Origin of the sequence: Streptomyces sp. NPDC093065, assembly GCF_044754585.1 — a bacterium.
In the GTDB taxonomy this organism is placed as follows: Bacteria; Actinomycetota; Actinomycetes; order Streptomycetales; family Streptomycetaceae; genus Streptomyces.
The window spans coordinates 288,226-310,813 of sequence record NZ_JBIVPJ010000005.1 but is presented as its reverse complement, the minus strand read 5'-3'; the positions used below and the strand labels follow the sequence as shown (position 1 = coordinate 310,813).

Sequence of the window (22,588 nt, the reverse complement as noted above, 5' to 3'; positions counted from 1 at the left end):
ACACCACTCCATCCGACCGCCCGATACCTGGAGCACCGCGTAGCAAAGCGCACGCCCCCGCCCATCAGTGCCCGGCGCAAGCCGCGACTGGCCACGGCCCTCTTCCGCCGCTATCTGCGCGCCGGCACTCCGACCGGCGCCGACCGCCCCTCCTCGCTAGCCGGCGCCCGGTCCGAGACCGTCCTTGTGGGGAGCCCGCGCATCGGCTACCGCCCCCACCACTGACCGTTCACCCACCAGGAGGAGCATGTCCCGCCCCGTCCCTCAGCCGGTGAAGCTCGCCGACGACATCACCCGTCAGCTCGGTCAGCTCGCCGACCACCTCTCCCAGCTCCCCGCGCCGCAGGCCGCTCGGGTCATCGCCCGCGTCCTCGCCCCGGAGGCCAGGGTCCTCGGCGGTGTCACCCACCTCGTCATCACCGCAAGCAACTTCGCCAAGGACGCGGCCGAACGCGGCGCTCTGCCCGCGGAGGTCTGGCTCGCGCTCGGCCGAGCCGCCAACGAACTGCACGACATCAGCCTGGACCTGGACGAGCACCAGGGCCTCCTCCAGGACCTCGGCGCTCGGCCGGCCACCACAGCGGCGGCGACGCCTCCGGCTCCTGCACCGCTCGTCGCCCGGCGGCACCGGTGAGCAACAAGCAATGGCAGAGCTGGGGACCGGGCGAGCGGGCGGAGCAGCACTACCTCGTCCAGCCCCGTGCCCTGGCCGGCGGCGGCGACGTCCGGCACATCTCGGAGTTCCTGCGCGCGTGCGGGTGGCGGGAGAAGTCCAAAACGGGCGGCCCGCTGCTCATGGAGAGCCCCAGCCGCGCGCTTCGTGTCGCCTACGACCCCTACGTCATCCCCGGTGGATGGACCATCCACGGCAAAGCCGACGCGCTCAACGGTGAGTGGTCGGCGCACCTGGGCCGTCAGACGCCGGTGGAGATCGTCGCGGGCCTGACCGACACCCTCACCCGGCCCCGCTCCGCTCACGCGCCCAACGTCTGGGCGCCGCTGCAGGAGCAGCACTGGCAGACCCGCTCCGTGGGCGAGCACTACGTGGCCACTAGCCCGGACGGCAGCGCGAGCCTGCACTACCAGCGCAGCCCCGACGGTTCGGCGACGTGGTGGGCCGGAGCGAAGGACACGCAGAACACCGGCTGGACGGCCAGCTTCACGCCGAACACCCCGATGCAGCTGGTGCAAGCCTTCGCCGCCGAACTCGCCAACCCCGAGCCCGTCATGCGCCCGCGCGGGCGCGTGCCGAGCAGTGCGCAGATTCGTACCTGGTCGGTCTCCGTCACGCCCTCTCAGCTCGGCGCCTGGCAGCAAGCCCGGATCACCGCCGCTCGCGCCGCCACCTGGGCCCGCAGCAGCGTCCACAACGCCCGCCCCCACACCAAGGCCCGCCCTCACACCCCATCCGGCGGCGCCCGAACCCGCCGCTGACCGCCGTCCCTTCTCCCGAGGAGCCCGATGCCCGCCCCCACCCCGGACGCCCTGCGCACCCTGACCGAAACGCTGTCGGACGTCACCGAGTACCTGCGCGAGAACCCCGATCCCGCCGAGGCCCTCGCCCTCGTCGAGCCGCTCCTGGACGAGTACACGGGCCTGCCCGTCCAGCTCGCCGACACCCTGCGCGCCCTCGCCCGCACCGTCCAGGAACACCAGGCCATCCCGCGCACCGCGCACGTCACCCTCCTGCTCGCCGAGCTGCGCACCGCCGCCTGGGAACAGACCGACCAGCACACCCTCCACTACGTCCTGGACGAGCTGCGCGCGCTCCACGACGACGCCGAGAGCGAGCAGGGGTGCAGCCGGTGCCGTTGAGCGAACGACAGCTCGCTGCCTTCGCCGACAAGCACGCCGGGCAGATCCCCTTCGACACCAGCCCCCGCCACCTCGCCGGCCCCGGAGACGCCCGCCACGTCACTCATGGCCTGGCCGCCGCCGGATGGACCAGCCTCTCCGACCCCCTCGACGCCGAGATCGTGATGGCCAGCCCCGACCACCGTCACCGCCTCCAGTTCGACCCGCAGTCCCACACCTCCGCCTGGTGGCGGCTGCAGGCCACTCCCAGCGGCACCGAACCTGGCTGGTATGCCGAGTTCGGTGAACTTGTGCCGGCCGAGGTCCTCGCCGGTTTCACCGACGCCCTCATCGCCCCCGCTTCGCCGCAGCCAGACCTCTGGCAGCCGGTGACCAGCGCAGGCTGGCAGCGCCACGACGCCGGGGCGGCCCGCTCGCCGGACTTGCTGTGCCGCATCGAACACCGGCCGCTGAGTGAGTTCCGCGAGCGGCCGTCCTGGCACGTGGAGGTCCGGGAAAACGCCGACGCAGAGTTCCCGGGCCCGCGGGTCTGGCACGCCTTCCTCGACGAGCACGTTCCCGATCACCTTGCCGGCGCCTTCTTCGGCGCCCTGTGCGACCTCCGCCCGCTGCAGCGCGCCATGTTCGACCGCACCGCCCACTCCAGCGCCGTCAAGGAGTCGAGCCCGATGCGCCCGCAGCAGGTGGCCGACGCACACGCAGCCCGGGTGAAGGCGATCCGGGCGAAGGTCCGTGCCGTGCGCCGTCAGCAGACCGCCCCCGCGACGCCCCCGACGCCCACCACCACCGCCGCCGCCCAGCCGGCCGCACGCCGCTGATGATCTAGAAGGACCTGCCCATCTCCCCCACCGTGAACCACCGCCGCGCCTCGCTGCGGCGCCTCAACCGCTACCTGCGCCACAGCGACCGGATCCTGGCCTCGTGGGACGCCTACACGGAGTTCAACACCGACCTGGACGGCTGGCCCCTCGACCAGGACGCCTACGGCCGCCGGGCCGCCGTCCGCGACGCAGACACCGCTGCGGCGTTCGCCGGCATCCGCTCCGACACCCGCCAACTGCTGGCCACCGCCCGGTTCCAGCTCCACCACCTGCCCGCCCACCTCACGCGCAAGAGCTGGCCCGGGCGACTGACCATCCTGGAAGAAGCCCTGTCCGGGCTCGACGCCATGGACGCCCAGTGGCAGCAGACCCGCGCCCAACTCCCAGCCGACGCCGGTCCGGGCAGCGAAGCGTACGACGATGCGCTGGACGAGCACCACGCCGAGTGCTGGAGCTACCTGGACGACTGGGCCTGCCACGGCCCCGTCGTCCTCGACATCCAGGCCGCCACCCGCCGTGCAGCACCCCAGCCGAAGCGTCCGCATCTCCCAGCCGTGAAACCCCGGCACGGCGGCTACCGCGTGACGAGGCGGTGACCATGCCTTCCACAGCTGGCACCGTCGAGGTCGACTTCATCACCCCGCGCCACCTCGCCGGCGGCGGCGACCCCGCCTGGATCACCGTCCCCCTCCACCGCGCCAGCGGTTGGAGCCACGGCGATGACCCGCTGATGCCGCGTGTCCTGCTCTCCAGCCCCGACCAGAAGGCCCTCCTGCGCCTGGAACCGGACCCCGACGGCCCGTGGTGGACCCTGCAGCACACGGCCGAGCCCGGCCGGCCCGCCTGGTACGCCAGCTTCGGCGCCCGCACCCCCGTCGAACTCATCGCCGCCTTCACCGACACCCTCACCGACCCGGTCGGGCCGGCAGCTGAGTCCCACGACCCGTTCGGACCGCTCCGGCACGTCGCCTGGTCTCCCCCTGCCATCGGCGCCGACGGCCTCGTCTCGCCCGACGGCACCGCCTACGTCCAGCGGCTGGGCAGCGCAGAAGACCCGGGCTCCTGGTTCGTCACCGCCACCCTCGCCCCGAACCGCCCGCCCGTGTGGCAGGCGCGCTTCGGCGCCCACACCCCGCCCCACCTCGTTACCGCGTTCACCACCGCACTCGCCGACCCGGACCCCGTGTACCGCACCGCCGGCGAGCAGAGGCTGCCGACCCTCAACCCCCACCTCGTCGCCCGCAAGTACGTCGACGTGCCCGCGGTCCACGTCGCCGCCGCGCTGGAGGACCGCGTCCGCTCCCTCGCCACCCGGCCCGCCGGCACGCCGACCACCCCCATCCCCGCACGGCACTCGCCGCCCCAGCGCGGCCACAACCGCTAACCCTCCCGTCCCCGCCCGGAAGCATCCAACCCTTGGCACCCTCCTCCACGAGCAACACCGACGGGTACGACCTCGCCCTGCGCCTCCTGCTCGGCCTGGCGGCCCTCGCCATCCCCCTCGCCCACCTCGCCTGGCTGTGCGGCAACATCACCGCCCACCTCACCGGATCCGCCTGGGCGCCCTACCAGCCCACCACCGCCCTGCTCCACCCCGAGCAGGTCTGGCCCACCGCTGGAGAAACGTCCCTGCTGGTCGGCGCCCGCATCGTGCCCGTCGTCCTGCTCCTGGCCCTCGCCGCCGCGGTCGGCCTCCTGTGGGCCCGGTACAAGAGCTCGGGCGGTGGCCGGAAGAAGAAGATCACCGACATGGCCAAGGCCCGGGACATCGAGCCTCTGATGGCCAAGGCCATCACCGACAAGGCCCGCTCCCTGCGACCGAGCCTGAAGGACGCCAGGCACATCGACGCCCGGGACACCGGCATCCTCCTGGGCAACCTGCAGGGCACCAGGCACGAGGTCCGGATGGGGTTCGAGGACGTCGCCGTCGCGATCATGGCCCCGCGCTCGGGCAAGACCACCTCCCTCGCGATCCCCTCCATGCTCAACGCACCCGGCCCGGTCCTCCTCACGTCGAACAAGGCCGCCGGCGACGCCTTCACCACCGCCCACGAAGCGCGGGCCCAGACCGGGGCGGTGTGGACCATGGACCCGCAGCAGATCGCGCACGCCGACCGCGAGATGTGGTGGAACCCCCTCGCCTCCGCGAAGACACTGGACGGGGCGAACCGGCTCGCCGGACACTTCCTCGCCGCCTCGGTGGACGCCTCCCAGCAGGGCGACTTCTGGTCCAAGGCCGGCAGCAACATCCTCTCCCAACTGCTGCTGGCCGCAGCGCTCGACGAGCGCCCGATCACCGACATCATGGCCTGGCTCGCCTTCCCCGCCGACCGCACCCCACTCGACATACTGCGCGACCACGACTTCGCCGCGGTGGCCGCCCAGCTCAAGGGCACCGTCGAAGGACCGCCGGAGACCCGCGACGGCATCTACGAAACCGCCCGCCAGTACGCCGCCGCCCTCCTCAACGCGGAGATCGCCGCCTGGGTGACCCCGCAGAAGGACATCGCGGAGTTCCGGCCGGAGCAGTTCGTCACCTCCACCGCCACGCTGTTCCTGCTCAGCAAGGACGGCGGAGGCGGAGCTTCGGCGCTGATCGCCGCGTGCGCGGACTCCGTGATGCGGGCCGCGACCGCGCAGGCCGAGCGTGCCGGCGGACGTCTCGACCCGCCGATGCTGGCGATCCTCGACGAGGCCGCCAACGTGTGCAAGATCAGCGACCTGCCGGACCTGTACTCCCACCTCGGCTCCCGCGGGATCATCCCGATCACGATCCTGCAGTCCTACCGCCAGGGCCAGAAAGTCTGGGGAGACGCCGGCATGGACGCCATGTGGTCCGCCTCCACCGTCAAGGTCATCGGTTCCGGTATCGACGACCCGGACTTCGCCGACAAGCTCTCCCGCCTGATCGGCGACCACGACGTGCAGACCACCTCCACCTCGCACTCGGAATCCGGCAAGTCGACGTCGGTCAGCATGCGCCAGGAGCGGATCCTGCCCGCCGACGCGATCCGCGCCCTGCCCAAGGGCACCGCCCTCTGCTTCGCCACCGGCATGCGCGCCGCCATGCTCGACCTGCGGCCCTGGTACCGCGAGCCGGGAGCCAAGGAGTTGTCCGCGGCCTCCGCCCGCGCGTCGAAGGCGATCACCACCCGCGCCGTCGCCAAGCACGCACCGACACAATCCGACTTCGGAACGGCCGCGTGAACACTGCTCTGCTGCACCTGGTGCCGGTCCGCTCCCGCCAGGCGAAGGACTTCGTGCGGACCTGGCACCGCCATCACCCGCCGCCCGCTGGACAGATCTTCGCCGTCGGCGCCGCCGACGAGACCGGCATCCTGCGCGCCGTGGCCATCGTCGGCCGGCCCGTCGCCCGTCACCTCGACGACGACGCCACCCTCGAAGTCACCCGGACCGCCAGCGACGGCGCCCGCAACGCCAACTCCCTGCTCTACGGCGCGGCGTGGCGGGCGGCGAAGGCGCTCGGCTACCGGCGGATGGTCACCTACACGCAGGACGGCGAGAGCGGCGCCTCCCTGCGCGGCGCCGGGTGGCGCGTCATCGCCAGCCGGCCGCCCCGGGCCGGATGGCACACCGCCTCCCGCCCACGCGCCGACCACGGCAACAACCACGTCACCCGCCTGCTGTGGCAAGCCCCCGCCGACCACCGCGCCGGCGACGAACAGGCCCCCTGCACGGCGCCCCTCGCGTCACCGAACCCACCGGAGTAGCCCTGCGCACCGTCGACCTGAGTGAACACACCCGCCTGCTCGGCGAGGTCTACGTCTCCTTGAAGGAGCTGCGCGCCGAGGCGGCGCGCATCCAGAAGGGTGAGATCGACAAGCCCGTCCGCGAAATCGCTCCCCTCAGCCTGCGGGTGCAGGAACTGGCGATGCAGTGCACCCGCCAGGTCCACGACCTGTCCGTCAGCCAGTACCCCCAGACGGAGGACGGCGCCGAAGACCTCGCGCACCTCGTGGGCGCCTGCGCACAGATCTCGCTCGCCGCCACCCTGTGCAACCTCGCGATCCACCACCGCACCGAGATCTACCTCTACGAGGACGCCGACCCAACCCCCGCGACCAGCATCGATCAACTCCACCGCGCCGGAAAGGAGATGCAGCGAGCATCCACCACCTATCGCGCCGTGACACAACGCCTCTCGCGCCGCCTCGCATCCCTCACGACACCCGCCGAGGGCCCGCAGCACGGCCCGCCCCAAACCAACCCGGTACCGCTGACTCCCCCGGCGCGACGCCGCTGAATCCGCTCTCGCGGACGCCGCCCCCAAACAGAGACTCGCGACCGACCGGAAGGCCGCCGATCACCCGCAGCGGCGCGGGCCGACAGGCCGCCCGCCGTACCCACGGCCGCCGGGCAGGCAGCTGCCGTGCCCTGCCCAACAGAGCGCGGGATCACACCCGCCACCCGTCGCACCCGCATCGCCATCGCTACGTTCCAGTCCCTGGACAAGCACGCCTTGGTTCACCTCGACACCTCCGTCCCCCTCTACCAGGGACGGAAGATCACCGTGCCCGCCGAGGGACACCGCGCCCTGGCCCAGCACTGCATGCGCACCAGCCGACCGCCCGCCACGCCGGCAGCCACCCCCTCCACCCCAACAGCCGGACCGGCGAGCCGACGGTGCAGTCCACCACTCCGATGGGAGAACACCCACGTCCTCCGACATTCCGACCGCCCATGACCTGGCTCTCGCTCTGGCCTCCCTCCTGCTCCCGGGCGCCGCTCCCCGCGACGTGGCCATCAGCCTCCACGCCCGACGGCAAGCGGCAGCGCAGTACGACCACACCTCCGTCAGCGGCCCGGTGACCGGCTACGCCCAAGCCCTGCACGCCTCCCTGTACGGCCTGCCCGAGGACAACGCGCCGCTGCCCACCGCCCTGGACGCACTCCTGCAGGCCACCCACACCGCGAAGAAGCCCGAGCAGAAGACCGCGATCCTGCGCCAGCTCGCAGACCAACTGCGCAACGCCGCCGACATCCTCCAGCTCTACCAGCACCGCGCCCAGTGGGACCGGCTCCCCGAAGACGTCGCCACGCACCTGCGTACCGCGCACGACCAGGCCCAGCAGATCGCCACCGCCCTCGACCGCGTCGCCCCCGCCTTCAGCAGCACACTCCCCACCACACCGACCAGCCTGCCCCAGACCGTCCAGCCGGCAGTACCGCCGGCGCCACCGGCCCGACAGCGGCGCTGACCCCACCACGCCCCGCCGGGAAAGCGCCCCGCCCGTGGCCCCCTCGCCCGGACACCCTGCTCAACCGACCCCGTTGGATTCTTCCCCCCGGCCCTCGCAGCGCACGACGCACCTCTGGTGGACGCCGTTGCCAACGGCATCCCGTCGTCCGCGCTCCGGGCAGCGCCCCCGCGCAGGCCCCACTGCTCTGCTCTTCGCCGCGTTCGCCCAGGCCCCCACTCCCACCCAAAGAGCCCCGCGCCTGCCCACCCCGGTCGCTGAGCATTCCTCCGGTCCACGGCGCATACCGCTCCATCCCCTACCCCAGGACAGACCCATTTCCGAACAGCCCCAGTTCCGCGCTCTCTCCCTCGGACTCGGTCTGTACCAAGTTCAGCGTGTTGCACGCGGCTTGCGCCGCCTCCACCAGTACACGCCAGCGCAATCCCGGTCACCGAAGCGACTCGTGCCATCCGCCTCAGAACGGTCTCGGACGTACAACACCGCTGGTTGCCCGCCATCTCCACAATCATCGAGGAGAGCAACCTGACATCCGCGCCCCAGCACCTTCAGGTAGAGACCGAAGTTCACCAGCAAGTGAATCTCCTCGCGCACGCCTTGGGGATGACCGCGAGCGAGTGCATCTCTTACCTGCTCCGCCTCTACGTTCAGCCCTCGCCCGAAACCCCAGCTCGCACAAGCACACTCACCCCCGTCTACGCCATCTATCAGCGCAAGCGCATCGAGGGGCACTTCGACAGCGCTACCGGTGCTCTGAACATCCCTTCAGGTCCTGCAGCAGGGGAGTACAAAACTCCTAGCGGTGCCGCTCGTGCTGTCATCGCTGCACTACGCCCACAGGTCTCACCCATCCGCCCCGGATGGACGTTCTGGCGCCTTGCCGAAACCGGCGCCCAACTCGAAGTCCTGCGCGGCGGCCCCGCACGTACTCGCAGTACGACGATGCCGGCCAAATCGTCGCCCGCCAACACCACCGCGGCTACGCCGCGCACCCGCTGACCGAAATCCACCCTCGGCTCACCCCAAAGACGCAGGTCTTCGGGAATTCGTAACGCATCCGATCGACGAAGTCATGCCCGCCACCGTCCCTGACGAGCGGGCCTGGGCCATCGCTCCGCACCAGTAGGCGCCAGCGCCCCCGCTGCCGACGATCACCGCCGCGGATCACATCGCCCCGGCGCTGGCCTGCCTCAGGGAAAAAATCCGTCATTCACACACCGCCACGAGGAATCCCTATTACTACCCCCGCTTTTCGCGCCATCTCTCTTGGTGCCGGAGTTCAATCCAGCACCCTCCTCGCCCTGTCAGCCGAGGGCGTTCTCCCCAAGGTCGACTACGCGATTTTCGCGGACACCGGATGGGAACCCGGCGCCGTTTACGCCCACCTGGACCGACTGGAAGAGGAGATAGCCGCACCCGCCGGCATACCTGTACTTCGCGTAGCGTCAGGAAATATCCGCGACGACGCCCTGAACCCGGAGCACCGGTTCGCGTCTATGCCGCTCCATATCCTCAACGAGGACGGGCGGCCTGGGATGACACGGCGGCAGTGCACCGGGGAATACAAGGTAAAGCCAATCAAGAAGATGGTGCGCGACCTACTCGGCTACCCCCATCCGGCCCGCATCCCGAAGGGGGTTTTCGTCGAGCAGTGGGTCGGAATCTCCACGGACGAATTCCATCGCGCGAAGGACGCGGACGTCAAGTACATGCATAACCGGCATCCCCTTCTGGACATGTCCTGGAGCAGGGCCGACTGCGTGCGCTATCTGACGTCACTCGGTCTCGCCGACACCCCGAAGTCGAGTTGCCTGGGATGCCCGTTCCACGGAAATGCGCAGTGGCGGCATATCCGGGACACCTCGCCGTCCGAGTGGGCGGACGTCGTAGAATTCGACGCGGCCATCCGGCAGGGCAATGCCCGTGCCAATGCGTCGGGCAGCCGACTGCTCGGCGAGGCGTTCCTGCACCGCTCCCGCGTCCCCCTCAGCCAAGCCCCGATCGACCACGTCACCGCCGCCGAGCGGGCCGCCCAGCGGATCAGCGCAGATGAAGCCGACGTCCTGGAGAACGGTGTCGAGGACGGCTGCTCGCCCTGGGCGTGCCGCGGTGACGCCAAGGCGCTGACGCGGGACGGCTTCGGGCTGGCCACGTGATACTCGACCTCTTCGCGGGGCCGGGCGGCTGGAGCAGGGCACTGCACGTCATGGGCGTGCGCGACGTCGGGCTGGAATGGGACCCGTGGGCGTGCAAGACCCGAGCGATGGCTGGGCATTTGACCATCCGATGCGATGTGGCGAGGTATCCGGTCTGGCCGTTCGTCGGCCGCACCCGTGGTGTGATCGGCTCGCCTCCGTGTCAGGCGTGGAGCATGGCCGGCAAGCGCCTCGGCCTGCTCGACCAGCCGCTGGTGCACGCGGCGGTCGCCGACTTGGCCGCCGGCCGGGACACTCGCACACGTCTCCTGGCCGCCTGCCGTGACGAGCGCTCCCTGCTCGCCGCCGAGCCGATGCGTTACCTGTACGCGCTGAACACGGTAGGCGAACCCGACTGGGTCGCCATGGAGGAAGTACCGGGCGTGCTGGGCCTGTGGAAGCAGTACGCGGCCGTCCTGCGAGGGTGGGGGTTCTCCGCCTGGTGCGGGATCCTCAACGCGGCCGATTTCGGTGTCCCGCAGACCAGGAGACGAGCGATCCTCCTGGCCTCCCGCGTCCGGACGGCGCAGCCGCCCGCGCCCACACACGCCCAACTCGCCGAGCCCGAGTCGCTTTTCGGCCCGGGACGGGCCCGCTGGGTGAGCATGGCCGAGGCGCTGGGGTGGGGAGCTACCGACCGTCCCGTTCCCACTGTCTGTGCCGGCGGCGGACCCGGCGGCGGACCCGAACCGTTCCCGTCGGGCTCCCGCAAGACGCTGTCCGACGCCCGGGAACGCGGCTTCTGGATGCCTCGGCCAGACGGAGTGGCGCTGCCTTCCCGCCGTGAGAGCGCGGGGTGGGCGGCCCGGCACAGCACCCGCGACAACCGGCCCGCCGAGGCTCACCGTTGGTCGTGGTCTCTGCGCAGCAACAACCAGGCCAATGCCACCGTCCGTCCGCTGGACGAGCCGGCCGGCACGCTGTTTTTCGGGCACCGCGCGAACGAGTGCACCTGGGTCGCCGAACCCGCCACCCCTTCGACACCAGACACCGATGCGGCGTCCGTGCCCGAGCCGGTCCGGATCACCGCCCGCGAGGCCGGCCTCCTGCAGACCTTCCCCGCCGACTACCCCTGGGCTGGCAACAAGGGCCAAAGGTTTTCTCAGATCGGCAACGCCGTTCCCCCGCTGCTCGCCGGCCACCTCCTCGCCCCGCACCTCGGCGTCACTCTCGACCCCGACGACTTCACCCTCGCTGCCTGATGCCCCACACCTCAGAACCCGAATCCGACGAAGACGACCTCGACACCGTCCCAGCGCCCCAGCCGGTGTTCCACGTCGAGCAGGCTCTCCTCGGCGCCCTCCTCCTCGACCCGCACCGGCTCGCCGACCTCACCGGCATCAACGCCGGCTCGTTCTCCACCGCCGCGCACAGCGCCGTGTTCGCCGCAATCAGCGCGCTCCCCGCTCCCGACCCGGCCGAGCATGCCCAGAGCGCCGACTGGCTCGGTCTCGTTCTCGCCACGGCCGGCAGGCAGGTTCGCGGGCTGACCGCGCCCTACCTGCATACCCTCATCCAGGTCTGCCCCTGGCCCCGGCACGCCCCGGCCTACGCGCGCATGGTCGAGGCCGAACACGCCCGCCGACGCCTGCGTGCCGCCACCGATCACCTCCTCACCACCGCACGCGATGCCTCCCTCCCGCACCCTGTCGGCACCGTGCTCACCGAGGCCGACACACTCGCCGCGCTCATCGACGACATCGCCACCCGCTTTCCTCCCCGCGCCGGCGTCCTCCCCCGCACTCCGCCCCCTCCGCCGGCCTCCCCGCCCCCGCGCGAAACACTGGAGGAGGAGCAGGTGCTGCTCGCGACCGCCGCCGCCCACCCCGCGGACGTCGAGTCGGTCCGGTGGCTGGTTCCCGAGGACTTCACCGTCCCCCTGCACGCCGGGCTGTGGCGGTGCCTGACCGCCCTGGACCACCGCCAAGACCCCGTCGACCCCGTCACCATCCTCTGGGAAGCCCAACAGCGCGGACTGCTCACCCACGGCACCGAGCCGGGCGAAGTCCTGCAGTTCCTCACCGGACCGCAAGTGTCCCTAACCCACTGGGCCGAACGGACTCTGCAGCGCTCCCTCCTCGCCACCGCCGAGCACACCGGCCGCCGTATTCAGGCGTACACCGACGACCCGGCCACCACACCGTTCCAGCTCGTCGCCGCCGCCCGCCGCTCCCTCGCCGACCTCGGCGCCGTCCGCACCCGCTGGCAGCACGCCACCACACCGGACCGGCCCCAGCGCTCACACCCGAGGCCCGCCACCCGCGCCGGCCCCCCGACCACCACGGCCGCCCGAACCGCCCCCACCTCCCGCTAGTACGAGTCTGTCAAACGAGCGGCTCTGTCTCACATCCGGTGGTGACGGATCGCGCACGTTGAGCATGCCTACGTCGCGGAGAGTACGGCTGGCGCTCCGACCTCGATTGTTTCGAGCAAGACACCATCGCGCCGGGGCGCCAGCCTTACCGCGCCGAGCTCTCACGACCAGACGCCAAGGGATCGGCCGGATCCGGGAAGGGCGCCTGGGAGGCACCGAGCTGCGGTTTCGTGTCCAATGGTCTGCCCGTCGCCACCACGACTCACCGTCACCACCGAATGTGAAACAGAGCCGAACGATTTACAGTCCCGAACTGGTGCCCTGCGAGTCAGAGAGGCAAGGGCTCTACTTGAGGACTACTTGTCGCGGCGGCGGTTGAGCCGTTCGAAAAGGCGCTGATCTGCGGCGTGCTCAGCGGTGACAGCAGGCTGCGGAGGCGCTGGCACACTCGGAGCAGCTCGCAGCTCGGCACCATAGTGATCTGTTCGCTTGTGAATCTGGTCCGGCTGGGCCTCGGCCGGCCAAGCAACGAGCAGGTAGTCCTCGACGGCGTCTTCAGGAGCGCCGTCCGGGTCGGTGTCGCGCCCTCGTGCATGCACACGAAGGCGGTAGGTTCCTGGGCCGTGCTCGGTCAGCGGCGGCAGGTCGGGGGCATCGTCCATGGTGCTGGTGACGCGAAGAGTCCCGGTCGTGGTAGTTACGGTGTGGTCGACGACCTCTTCCCAGTCGTCGGCATCCACGTGCGACGGTGGATGCCGACGTGCTTGGACGCTGACGTTGACCCACCCCATGCTGATGCCGGTGCAGATCGCGGCCTGCCCTGGTTGAGAGAAGACCAGTCCGTTCTGCGGGGTGAACCCCATAGGTGCGCTTTGCTGCGAGTCCGTCAATTCGAACGTGTGGTAGTCCACTCGCACCGTGCCGGACACGGGGGTAGATGCTGGCTCCGTCATACGACCATGCTAGTGAGGACCGTTAGTCGACGATCCACACGTAGAACGCATCCTTTTCGAGGACGCGGTTTGCGTTATAGAACGGACGCAGATGGGACTGCTGCATGATCGGGTGACAGCGGCGGTTTATGCAGCCAGAGCTGCGGGTGGGGTCATGATGGTCTCGTACTCGACGGGGGTCAATCGGCCCAGGCGTCGTTGCCGTCGGCGCCGGTGGTAGGTCCGCTCGATCCAGGTAACGATCGCGATCCGCAATTCCTGGCGGGTGGCCCAGACGCGGCGGTCGAGGACGTTCTTCTGCAGCAGTGCGAAGAAGCTCTCCATGGCGGCGTTGTCGCCGGCGGCCCCGACCCGGCCCATTGAGCCGACTAGGCCGTGCCGGCTGAGGACGGCGGCGACCTTGCGGGACCGGAATTGCGATCCGCGGTCGGAGTGCACGATGCATCCCGCAGCGGGACTGCGGCGGGCGACGGCCGACTCCAGCGCGGCCACCGCGAGGCGGGACTTCATCCGGGCGTCGATGGAATAGCCCACGACACGGCCGGAGTACACGTCCTTGACGGCGCACAGATACAGCTTGCCCTCGCCGGTCGCGTGCTCGGTGATGTCCGTGAGCCACAACCGATTCGGCCCGTCTGCGGTGAAGTTCCGCCGCACCAGGTCATCGTGGACCGGCGGCCCGGCTTTGGCGTTCTTCCCGCGGCCGCTGCGTTTGCCGAAGGCACTCCACCAGCCGTTGTCCCGGCAGATCCGCCAGGCAGTCCGCTCGGCCATCGGCTCACCGACGGCGCGGGCCTCGTCGTGAAGGAAGCGGTGCCCGAACTCGGGATCGTCGCGGTGCGCGTCGAACAGGGCGTTGGCCCGGTATGCCTCGGACAGCTCGGTATCGGTGACCGGCCGCTCCAGCCACCGGTAGTAGGGCTGGCGGGCCAGCCCGAGCACCCGGCACGTCACCGCCACCGGCACCCGGTGAGGGGCATCGGCGGCGGCCAGCTCGCGGACGAGCGGGTACATCATTTTGCCGGCAGGTTCGCCTGCGACAGATACGCCGCAGCCCTCCTGAGCACCTCGTTCTCCTGCTCCAGCAGCCGGATGCGCTTGCGGGCCTCGCGCAGCTCGGCGGACTCGCCCGACGTCGTCGCGGGCCTGGCGCCCTCGTCGGTGTCGGCGCGGCGCAGCCACTTCGACAGCGTGATCGGGTGGACGCCGAAGTCGGCGGCGATCTGTTCCAGCGTGACGCCGGGCTCGCGGTTGCGTGCGACCCGCACGACGTCTTCGCGGAACTCCTTCGGATACGGCTTGGGCACTGCAACATCCTTCCAGGCCGCATCTCAGCGAGCCAGGTCAGGTGTCACCCAACCCTGCAGCAGTCCCTCCCCTGATCCCACGGACAGGCCAGCATGCGACAGCACCGAACCATACGGGACAGCTGACTGGTGAACCGGCAGAAGCCAGCACCCTTCAATCATGAGTGCGGCGTACTCGGAGTCCGGTGGGGCAGGAACCTCCACTGCCTCCGATCACGGCGCGCCTTGTTGTCGCCCTTGTGTGACGGCTCCGGCGGTGGTCACGGCGCGGTGGCCACCAGCCGTTCACGCTGATCATTGGCGCAATGAGCGGGGCTGCATAGCGCGGGATCGCCGGTTGGCCAAACCGGCAATCCCGCGCACCATAGATAGTCCACCGCCACGCCCTGCCCGCCCGTCGACAGGCTTCTCCCACGACCGCAGACACCACACGTAGCGCAGCTCGCCACAAGGCCGGCAACAGCAGGCGATCACGCCGCCGCGTAGCTTGCCCGGAACAGGTCCTGCGCCCGCTCCACGTCCCCGAGCGTACGGACCTGGACCTCCAGATCACCCGTGCCGTGGTGGCCGAGACCGGAGACGTCCCGGGTGAAGCCCTGAACGAGGTCGACGTCCTGCGGGTCGACCTTCAGGTAGACCAGCAGCTTGCTGCGCTGCGGCGGGCACACGCAGGCGAAGTTCCGCAGCCGCTGATAGGCCCGGTAGGTCTTGCGCTCCACCCGGTTCACGCCGTCCCCGAGCCCGAGCAGAACCTCGTCGACCGCACCCGCCAACTCGCGCATTGACGCGCCCTGGACATCAGCCGCCGCCTTGGCAACCGCCTGGCGCCGTGCCCGGCGGGCCACCTGCATGCCGCCGCTCACGGAGGCCACGGTCTCAAGGCCGAGCAGGTCGCTGCCGAAGAGTCGGTAGCGGACCAGGTCGATCGACCTCCGGTGCTCGCGCACGGCATGCACGTCGTAGCGGGTGAAGTCGCCGGCGATGCAGATCAGGCGCGGTCCGCTCCACAGGACCTGAGACACGGCCGTCACCCCGAGCCGGTCGCGAACCAGGTACTCGAACTCAGGGCGGTGATCCAGCAACCAGGCCAAGTAGAACAAGCCCTGGTTGATCACGCCGGCATCCGTACCGCGCTTGTACTCAATTTTACCGACCACAGGAACTCGTGAACCAGCTCTGAACTGCGACGACTCATAGACTACATGTCCGTGACGACGAGTTGGGGCTGCTGCGGCGCTCGTGCCAGCCGTGCCCGATGGCGCTCTTCGCGCACTACGTCTTAAATAGGATCTTGCATCCAATCTCCTTACGTGCACACGCCAATGAGTGGCCGTTGCATGAAGTACCGTCCCGATCGGCTATGTGACGACATCGTCGATTTGAGACGGGAGTGATCTGATGTCGCAGCGCCGGGAAAGATCCCGAGCGATACGCCTGATACCCGCAGCGGTGATAGCCGCGCTTCTTACGACACTCATCGGTGTGGCACCTGCCGACGCCGCAGCACCTGCAGCGCTACGAAGCACCGCGGCCCAGACCGAGACCGACGAGAGCGTGCAGCGGCAGTTAACTTCGCGCGCGACTCCTGGGTCTGACCGCCCCACCGCCGCGCCTGGGCAGAAGCTGGCGCGGCTCTCCGAGCGGGAGACGTGTACTGAGCCGAACGCCGAGGGTGACTCGGTGTGCGTGCAGGAGACCAAGCCGTCCGATCTTCCTGCGCGCCTTCCGCAGAACTCGCGCGCCACCCTGGCCGCCGTGGACCCGCCCCAGTGGTGTGAGGACTCAAACGGCGGAATCCTCGGCACCCGCACGCAGATCTGCCAGGTGACCGGCCTCACGTACACCACCCGGCAGACTGTCAACGGGCAGACAACGGTAACGGGTCAGGCCAACATGATCGCCATCAACTACAGCTACAGCGACACGGGACTGCCCACGTTCGCCCACCAGCTCGAAGTTTCTGCATACAGCGGATGGGGCGATGCCCTGAAGGCATCCGTCGACGGGCAGGCGACCATGAGCGGGTCCTGCACGCGCGAGAGCGCCTCGTTCCCTGCACAGACCCTGACGCCTCTGAACTCCTGGCGATCGGGTGAGGCGTTCTTCGACACCACTGCCACCGCGGCCGGCGCCATCGGCAACTGCACCACCTACTGGTATCTCACCTTCACCAACGCTCAGTACTCGCCGGCTGTCGTCGACTACCAGCTCAACGAATTCCGCTGCGACAACGCCACTGTCGGACGAGCCACGGTCGGCTGCGTGGTGCCCTGGTACGCCTCGGAACTCATCTACAGCAAGGCGTCCTACCCCTCCCTCGCCTCGCACGTGGAGCGCGCCCAGGCGTCGGGTCTCCCCGGTGCTACGTTCGAGAACCCGCTGACCAGGACAGAAGATGACACGATAGTCGATACGAACCGTAGACTGGCGTGCGGAGACGCCCCCAGTATTGCGGGCCTGAGCTGCGATGAATACCCCATCGCGCGCTCGCGTGAAGGGCTGTCCTCTGGTGGTACACGGCGCACCTTCGATGGTTGCCAGATGTCCCACGTGTCCTCTGGGACCGGCCCGACGGGCGTCAGCGTCTGCATGATCACGGAATCGGAGAACAGAGCTCAGGGCGGTCTGAACACCCAGTTCTTCCGAGCTGAGCGCGTCCTCGACGGAGACCCCTTCAGAGTCACCGCTTCCTGATGCACCGTGCGGGTGCCGAGGGAAACCACGGCACCCGCACCCGTGGAGAACCGCGGTGTCGCTCCGGATGAGTCCGCGCTTTGCCGGTACTTGTGCAAACCGTGGCAGGCTTTCACCCGGAGTGATGCCGTACCAGCCGGGAGGTTCCCATGAGCGCCGCACACAACGTGTACGTCCCCGAAGGCACTTTCGGTGTTCTTGACGCCGGAGAGATCCCTGTTCAGACGGCGGACTGGAGCAACGGACTCGCCGTCCCTATGTCACACGGGGCTCTCATCGTCACGGGAATCCATACCGGCGAGATCCGGGCAACCGCAACCCCTACGACCGGCCCACCACCCGGACTCGCAGATGACCTCTGGGAAGAGATCGTGGAAGTCAGCGTGCATGCTCCCACGGGCGGCCTGCGGGTCGAATCCCTTGAGCAGGGTCCGGTCGACGGACTTGCCCCCCTCAGCCCGGCGGGACCGGGCTGGTACCGGCTCCGCGTTCACGCGCGAGGCCGCGGCGCCCTCCCGGACAAGACCAGTCCCGAACCGGTGGAGGACTACCTGGTGATGGCCTGGCCCGCGCCGTGGGCCGACGCGGACATTCTGCGCACGAGCGGCCGCCTGGAATACGACCTCGCTCACGCGGCCAGCGCGCCCCAGCCGCAACCGCCCGCTCCCTCACGGAGCAAGGAACAGGAGGCGCTCCGCCGGCGCCTTCTGCGGGGATAGCCCTCCGGGGCAGCGGGTCCCCTGACGTGGCGGCGACCTCGCCGTGCGTCACCGGGCTGTGGAGATCGGGCGGGTTTCAACTGAGCGGGTCGGCGAGGCCGGCTTCGAGGTCAGCGATGCGCCGGTCCTGGAAGCGGAGGTTGGAACGGGCGGCCTTTAGTCGTTCGTCGAGGGTGCGGTTGTCGGCGGTGAGCTGGCGGACCCTCTGCTTGAGTGTGGTGTTTTCGGTGCTCATCCGTTGGATGGTCTCTTCGATCCATTCGGCCTCCAAGTCGCTGATCTGCCCCAGAAGTTCACCGATGCGGGTCCGCTGAGCAAGGATCTCGGCCTGGGCGGCCTTGAGGCCCTCCTCGGCGTTCAGCGCGCGTTCGCGCCAGCTCGTCTCGCGCTCGTTGTCCTGCTCGGTGAGCGTCCGGACGCGGCGGTCGCCGTCGTCGGCCATGGCGGTGGCGACGGTGGCTCTGGCTTCCAGGTTGTCATAGAGGAAGGTGCGGGAGACGTCTGCGCGGCGGGCGACGGCGGCAACGCTGACCTGGGCCTTCTCGCGCCGCAGCCGGGCGATGGCCGCGTGGACGCGGTGGAGGGCCGCTTCGGTCCGCTGACGGCGAGCCGCCAGTGCCGCAGCCGTGCGCGGTGCAGGGACAGCGGCGGTGTTCATGCGATGTCCTGTTCGGGGTCGTTGTCCTCGGCTGTATGTGTATCGCTGATCTCGTCCGGCTCCTCGTTGCCCGCATCAGCGAGGTCGGTGGCACGGAAGACGGTGGACCACACGCGGTGGAAGTAGTCCTGGGGTTTACGCAGGTCCAAGGCGAGGGCGTCGTCGAGGAGGCCGAGACCGGCCAGGGCCTTTTCCAGGCCGTCGATGGCGCGGGCGGTGGGCTCGAAGTAGCGGTGGAGGTAGTCGGCGGTGGCGTCGTCGGGGGCGCCCTCGGCCAGCAGTCGCCACTGCTCGCGCTTGCGACGCCAGTAGAGCAGGTCGGCGCCGGACAGGACGAACTTGTCGCAGTTATGGCAGTCCAGGTTGAAGGGGCAGGCGCCGCCGTTCACGACGGGCTGGAAGGTGCAGAACCCGCCCTCTGCGGGGGTGCTGCGGCGGGAGAGGTCGATGGCCAGGGCCTGGGCCTGCTCGCGGGTGAGTGGGATGATGTCGCTGGTGAGGGGTTCGCCGGGGTGGGCGGCGCCGGGGCCAGCGACCCAGACGTTCTGGAGGACGTTGTCCAGATCCGACTGGGTCAGGTGGACGTAGTGCTCGGCCATGCGGTCGGAGACCTGGCCAAGATAACGGCGGATGTGCGTCAGGCTCGCGCCTTGCCGAAGCAGCCGCGTGGCCAGCGTGTGCCGGGCCTGGTGGGCGACGTAGCGCCCGCCGAGGTCAAGCTCGGCGACCCAGCTGCGGAAGCCGGTGTGGAACCAGGTGTAGGACAAAGCACGGCGGCCGTCGGGGTTGAGGATGTCGGTGGGGAACAGGGCCAGGCGGGCGCGCTCGGCGTCAGTAGGCGGGCGGCCGGCGTGCCGGTCGGCGTAGTGAGTCAGGGTCTTTTGGCGGCGTTCTTCGAGCCGGTGAAGGAGATGGTCGGGGATGCGGACGGCCGCGTTCAGGTTGCCGACCTTGGTCTGGTCGTGCCAGAGCAGGGGCAGCCCGCCGTAGCGGCCGACGCAGTCCAGACGGAGCTGGATGACCTCGCTGGCGCGCCGGCCGGTGACGATGATGGTCTCCCACATATCCCGCAGGCCGCGATCGTGCGGGTCGTAGCCGTCGGCGAGCTGCTGCAGGTTGGCCTCGTCCGCAAGCGCCCGGGCGACTTCGTCGGGGAAAGGGTTGCGGCTGCGGGGCGTGCCCGGGCCGCCGACCGGCATGGCGGCGATGAAGGCGCGGTCCAGCCCGATCTGGTCGGCGCTGCCGCTGTCCAACGCGCCGCGCAGCAGGGCGCGACCGTAGTTGAACACCATGCGGCGCGAGTTCTCGGTGACCTTCCCCCTCTTGCCGTCCAGGCGGGCCTGCCCGCGGAAGGTGAGGCCGAGGCGTTCGCGGTTGCGCAGGTCCGCGACGAAGCGGTGTGCGTGCTCGCGGCGCAGAGTGAACGGATCGTGGCCGCCACCCGGCGCCTCCGCCTCCAAGAACGCGGACAGTTCGGCGCCTGCGCGGCGTACGAAGTCCACCGGCTGGGCGCTGCGCGGACAGGTGGGCGAGCGCAGCACATCGGCGATGTGATCCCACAAGAGGTCGCGCAGCCATCGCTGGGAGATGCAGGTCAGGTCGACGTAGCTGGAGCGGCCCGGGAAGCGCACCCCGAAGTGCTCGGTCTCGATATAACCGGCATCCCGGGTGTCGGAGGGGGTGAAGTAGATCTTCCGCAGGGCCTGCTTCATCTCCTGGACCATTCGCTGGTGGTAGGCGCGGTGGAAGACGGACGGCTCCAGACTGGCCAGGGAGTCCACGTCGCGGCGCTGGCACTCGTCCGCGAGGGACTGCACCCACGTCAGATGCCACACGGCGACTGGCTGCAGGCCGTGGACATACATGCCCCACTGAAACTCCGCCCTCAGCAAGGGTCGCAGCCCGCGCAGGTTGACCGTTCCGGTGCGGTGCACCGGCAACTGTGCACGGCACCAAGCACGGAAAGCGACCTGGTCCTCGCAGGTCACCGGGACAGGGTGATCACGGCGCTCGTAGGTGGCGAAGAAGTTCTTCGGCAGGCTCGCCCCGCCCGGCCGCCCGGCCCGGATGTAGCCGCGCTCGTGCGCGCCGCACAACCCCAGCGGTGAAGCGGCCAGTTCGTCGCACACCTCCGCGCGACACTCACGGTAACCCGGCAGCGCCGGCTGGTCGGCCAACCACCGCTCGAACTCCTCCTCATCCCCGCTCGCACCGCGGTGCCGCTTCAGATGGCTCAGCCACCGGTTGCGATGCCGGAAGCACAAAACCAGCTGCAGGCTGAACGCCGGCCGCTGCGGGCAGATCCGGCACATCACCGCCTCCGGCAACTCCGTGGCCGGCAGCGGCCCCGCAGCGCGCAGGAACTCAGCCCGGCTCACCCCGCGCGCCTCCGCCTCCCGCCACTGCTCGGCGTGCACCGAGCACATCGCGTAGCGCCGCCAGCGGGGCCGCACGCAGTCGACGACCGTGCAGCTCCACGGATAGACCGGGTGCGTCGGCGCAATCTTCAGCACCCCACCGCGCAGCGCCGGGTCGAACTCGGGCCCGCCGATAAGCGCGGTGAGCACCTCCAGCCGGTCCCGTCGCGTGCGGGCATCCTGCTGCGGCAGCAGCGACGGCAACGTCACTTCGTCTCACCCCAGACCGTGCGCAGCGCGGCGTCGAAGACCGGGTCGTGGACATCGACGTGCCCGTAGACCTCATCCACCATCGCGGCCGAAGCCCAGCCGCCGGCATCCCGGGCGATCAACGAGTTGCCTTCGGCAGCGTCGAGAACCGCAGAAGTGAAGGAATGCCGGAAAGCATGGGGTTTCACCACCCCGAGTCCGGCGCGCTTCCCGGCCCGGCCGAGCATCCGCCGGGCCCCGACCGGTGCCCACGGCTGTCCGGTAGCTGCGCCGTGTAGCTTGACCAGGAGCATGCCGTGCCCGACGCCGCGCGGGTACTCGGTGGTGACGTACTCGAAGTAGGTGTGCACCATCGCCGGGCTGACCCGCTTGATCAGCCCGCCGGTCACGATGCCCCGCTCGACCCGCCAGGGGTGCCTGGTCTTGGCCTCGGCCCGGTTCGGATTGCCGGGCCGGTGACAGACGTGCAGGTGAGGGGCGCGGCACTCGCCGCAGGCCGCGTTCTCCCGCAGGTGCAAGTCGACCAGGTGCAGTCCGCACAGCTCGCCGATACGAAGCCCGCCGTCGGCGAGCCAGGTGACAACCAGCCGGTCCCGGGCAGCGTTCACCGTCCCCAGCAGCCTCTCCCGGGCACCGTCCGGAAGCATCTTCGGATGCCGGCGGTGCGGCCCCTTCGGCGCCAGCGGGTTGCTGGGCAGCGCGTTCTTCACATGCCCGAGGAACGAACGGCGCCGGTCCACCCGCGACGGCAGCCGCGACTTATCGAGCTTCCTGCCGAGCTCCCCGTTGATGCCGAGGGAAGACTGATGCAGGTAGAAGCCCTTCAGACAAGCCGCCGCGGTCGACAACGCGGAACGACCGTAGGGGCGCTTGCCGACCCGCCACGGCTCGCCGAGCGGCATGCGGACATCGGCACCGACCATGCCCATGTACCGTTCCAGATCCCGCAGTTGGACTGTGGTGAAGGCCAGGCACTCCCGCTCCAGCCACCGCAGGTGGTCCACCAGCAGATACGCGTACGTCCTTTGTGTTCCCGAACCATCATGCAGACGCAGGAACCGGTCCGCCGCCGCATGGACCGTCCCCTCGGGCCACATGATCGTCCATGACCGCCGCCCGTCCTTCCGCTCGATCTGCTGGACCCGCAAGTCCCCGACCACCACATGCCGTGCCACTCGTCCTCCGTGCCGACTCCAGAACATGACAGACGTCCCGGACACGGTCGGTAAACAAGCCCAGGACGTGCTGGTCACAGTCCCAGACGGA

Annotated in this window: 22 protein-coding genes; 16 read left to right on the top strand and 6 right to left on the bottom strand. The window is 69.8% G+C overall.

The window, feature by feature from the left end; translation table 11 throughout:
- The first annotated feature begins 247 nt into the window (after positions 1 to 247).
- From ACIQFU_RS12175 to ACIQFU_RS12110, 14 genes are all read left to right on the top strand, one after another.
- Positions 248 to 634, top strand: a complete 387-nt coding sequence (locus tag ACIQFU_RS12175; protein ID WP_402550791.1) for a hypothetical protein — start codon at positions 248 to 250, stop codon at positions 632 to 634.
- Complete coding sequence (locus tag ACIQFU_RS12170; protein WP_402550789.1) at positions 631 to 1,434, top strand: DUF317 domain-containing protein; 804 nt, start codon at positions 631 to 633, stop codon at positions 1,432 to 1,434. Before ACIQFU_RS12175 ends, ACIQFU_RS12170 begins: the two co-directional genes overlap by 4 nt.
- Positions 1,435 to 1,461: 27 nt before the next feature.
- A complete protein-coding gene (locus ACIQFU_RS12165; protein WP_402550788.1) occupies positions 1,462 to 1,815 on the top strand; it encodes a hypothetical protein in 354 nt (117 codons plus the stop codon).
- Complete coding sequence (locus ACIQFU_RS12160) at positions 1,806 to 2,633, top strand: DUF317 domain-containing protein (protein WP_402550786.1); 828 nt, start codon at positions 1,806 to 1,808, stop codon at positions 2,631 to 2,633. The genes ACIQFU_RS12165 and ACIQFU_RS12160 overlap by 10 nt, the downstream gene beginning before the upstream one ends.
- Positions 2,634 to 2,665: 32 nt before the next feature.
- Positions 2,666 to 3,232, top strand: coding sequence for a hypothetical protein (locus ACIQFU_RS12155; RefSeq protein WP_402550784.1), 567 nt, complete (start codon positions 2,666 to 2,668; stop codon positions 3,230 to 3,232).
- Positions 3,233 to 3,234: 2 nt separating this feature from the next.
- Complete coding sequence (locus ACIQFU_RS12150; protein ID WP_402550783.1) at positions 3,235 to 4,020, top strand: DUF317 domain-containing protein; 786 nt, start codon at positions 3,235 to 3,237, stop codon at positions 4,018 to 4,020.
- A 32-nt stretch (positions 4,021 to 4,052) separates the two neighbouring features.
- Positions 4,053 to 5,843 carry a type IV secretory system conjugative DNA transfer family protein gene (locus ACIQFU_RS12145; RefSeq protein WP_402550781.1) on the top strand — a complete coding sequence of 597 codons (1,791 nt, stop codon included), beginning with the start codon at positions 4,053 to 4,055 and terminating at the stop codon, positions 5,841 to 5,843.
- Positions 5,840 to 6,367: an XF1762 family protein gene (locus ACIQFU_RS12140; protein WP_402550780.1), complete on the top strand. Its 528-nt coding sequence runs from the start codon at positions 5,840 to 5,842 to the stop codon at positions 6,365 to 6,367. Before ACIQFU_RS12145 ends, ACIQFU_RS12140 begins: the two co-directional genes overlap by 4 nt.
- Before the next feature lie 59 nt (positions 6,368 to 6,426).
- Positions 6,427 to 6,900, top strand: a complete 474-nt coding sequence (locus ACIQFU_RS12135) for a hypothetical protein (RefSeq protein WP_402550778.1) — start codon at positions 6,427 to 6,429, stop codon at positions 6,898 to 6,900.
- Positions 6,901 to 7,393: 493 nt separating this feature from the next.
- Positions 7,394 to 7,855: a hypothetical protein gene (locus ACIQFU_RS12130; RefSeq protein WP_402550776.1), complete on the top strand. Its 462-nt coding sequence runs from the start codon at positions 7,394 to 7,396 to the stop codon at positions 7,853 to 7,855.
- A gap of 489 nt (positions 7,856 to 8,344) precedes the next feature.
- Positions 8,345 to 8,854 carry a hypothetical protein gene (locus tag ACIQFU_RS12125; RefSeq protein WP_402550774.1) on the top strand — a complete coding sequence of 170 codons (510 nt, stop codon included), beginning with the start codon at positions 8,345 to 8,347 and terminating at the stop codon, positions 8,852 to 8,854.
- Positions 8,855 to 9,114: 260 nt separating this feature from the next.
- A complete protein-coding gene (locus ACIQFU_RS12120) occupies positions 9,115 to 10,011 on the top strand; it encodes a hypothetical protein (protein ID WP_402550927.1) in 897 nt (298 codons plus the stop codon).
- The gene (locus ACIQFU_RS12115) at positions 10,008 to 11,252 is read left to right on the top strand and encodes a DNA cytosine methyltransferase (protein WP_402550773.1); all 1,245 of its coding nucleotides are present in this window, start codon (positions 10,008 to 10,010) and stop codon (positions 11,250 to 11,252) included. Before ACIQFU_RS12120 ends, ACIQFU_RS12115 begins: the two co-directional genes overlap by 4 nt.
- Entirely contained in the window at positions 11,252 to 12,364 is a 1,113-nt protein-coding gene (locus tag ACIQFU_RS12110; RefSeq protein ID WP_402550771.1) for a DnaB-like helicase N-terminal domain-containing protein, read from the top strand. Before ACIQFU_RS12115 ends, ACIQFU_RS12110 begins: the two co-directional genes overlap by 1 nt.
- A 356-nt stretch (positions 12,365 to 12,720) precedes the next feature.
- Here the strand turns inward: ACIQFU_RS12110 and ACIQFU_RS12105 are convergent, their stop codons facing one another.
- The 3 genes from ACIQFU_RS12105 to ACIQFU_RS12095 all read right to left on the bottom strand — a co-directional run bounded on the left by ACIQFU_RS12105 (position 12,721) and on the right by ACIQFU_RS12095 (position 15,781).
- Complete coding sequence (locus ACIQFU_RS12105; protein WP_252105426.1) at positions 12,721 to 13,293, bottom strand: hypothetical protein; 573 nt, start codon at positions 13,291 to 13,293, stop codon at positions 12,721 to 12,723.
- Between the two features lie 150 nt (positions 13,294 to 13,443).
- Positions 13,444 to 14,624 (bottom strand): IS3 family transposase gene (locus ACIQFU_RS12100; protein WP_402550769.1). Its coding sequence is split into 2 segments (ribosomal slippage): positions 13,444 to 14,337 and positions 14,340 to 14,624, totalling 1,179 coding nucleotides; the frame shifts between segments, so codons are not numbered across the junction.
- A 470-nt stretch (positions 14,625 to 15,094) separates the two neighbouring features.
- Entirely contained in the window at positions 15,095 to 15,781 is a 687-nt protein-coding gene (locus ACIQFU_RS12095; RefSeq protein WP_402550768.1) for a DUF5655 domain-containing protein, read from the bottom strand.
- 529 nt (positions 15,782 to 16,310) lie between these two features.
- Between ACIQFU_RS12095 and ACIQFU_RS12090 the strand changes: the two genes are divergently transcribed.
- Both ACIQFU_RS12090 and ACIQFU_RS12085 read left to right on the top strand, forming a co-directional pair.
- The gene (locus ACIQFU_RS12090; protein WP_402550766.1) at positions 16,311 to 17,318 is read left to right on the top strand and encodes a hypothetical protein; all 1,008 of its coding nucleotides are present in this window, start codon (positions 16,311 to 16,313) and stop codon (positions 17,316 to 17,318) included.
- Positions 17,319 to 17,467: 149 nt separating this feature from the next.
- Positions 17,468 to 18,037: a hypothetical protein gene (locus tag ACIQFU_RS12085; protein ID WP_252103532.1), complete on the top strand. Its 570-nt coding sequence runs from the start codon at positions 17,468 to 17,470 to the stop codon at positions 18,035 to 18,037.
- A gap of 76 nt (positions 18,038 to 18,113) precedes the next feature.
- Here ACIQFU_RS12085 and ACIQFU_RS12080 read toward each other — a convergent pair whose 3' ends face one another.
- From ACIQFU_RS12080 to ACIQFU_RS12070, 3 genes are read right to left on the bottom strand one after another with little or no spacing between them, the layout of a single operon-like run.
- A complete protein-coding gene (locus ACIQFU_RS12080; RefSeq protein ID WP_402550764.1) occupies positions 18,114 to 18,695 on the bottom strand; it encodes a DUF6262 family protein in 582 nt (193 codons plus the stop codon).
- Positions 18,692 to 21,322 carry a tyrosine-type recombinase/integrase gene (locus tag ACIQFU_RS12075; protein ID WP_402550762.1) on the bottom strand — a complete coding sequence of 877 codons (2,631 nt, stop codon included), beginning with the start codon at positions 21,320 to 21,322 and terminating at the stop codon, positions 18,692 to 18,694. Before ACIQFU_RS12075 ends, ACIQFU_RS12080 begins: the two co-directional genes overlap by 4 nt.
- Complete coding sequence (locus tag ACIQFU_RS12070) at positions 21,319 to 22,497, bottom strand: tyrosine-type recombinase/integrase (protein ID WP_402550761.1); 1,179 nt, start codon at positions 22,495 to 22,497, stop codon at positions 21,319 to 21,321. Before ACIQFU_RS12070 ends, ACIQFU_RS12075 begins: the two co-directional genes overlap by 4 nt.
- Positions 22,498 to 22,588: the final 91 nt, after the last annotated feature.

What these genes read in the sequence shown, in the direction of transcription:
- ACIQFU_RS12175 (WP_402550791.1), top strand. Translation starts at nt 248, where the DNA reads ATGTCCCGCCCCGTCCCTCAGCCGGTGAAGCTCGCCGACGACATCACC.
- ACIQFU_RS12165 (WP_402550788.1), top strand. Translation starts at nt 1,462, where the DNA reads ATGCCCGCCCCCACCCCGGACGCCCTGCGCACCCTGACCGAAACGCTG.
- ACIQFU_RS12150 (WP_402550783.1), top strand. Translation starts at nt 3,235, where the DNA reads ATGCCTTCCACAGCTGGCACCGTCGAGGTCGACTTCATCACCCCGCGC.
- ACIQFU_RS12110 (WP_402550771.1), top strand. Translation starts at nt 11,252, where the DNA reads ATGCCCCACACCTCAGAACCCGAATCCGACGAAGACGACCTCGACACC.
- ACIQFU_RS12085 (WP_252103532.1), top strand. Translation starts at nt 17,468, where the DNA reads ATGAGCGCCGCACACAACGTGTACGTCCCCGAAGGCACTTTCGGTGTT.
- ACIQFU_RS12080 (WP_402550764.1), bottom strand. Translation starts at nt 18,695, where the DNA reads ATGAACACCGCCGCTGTCCCTGCACCGCGCACGGCTGCGGCACTGGCG.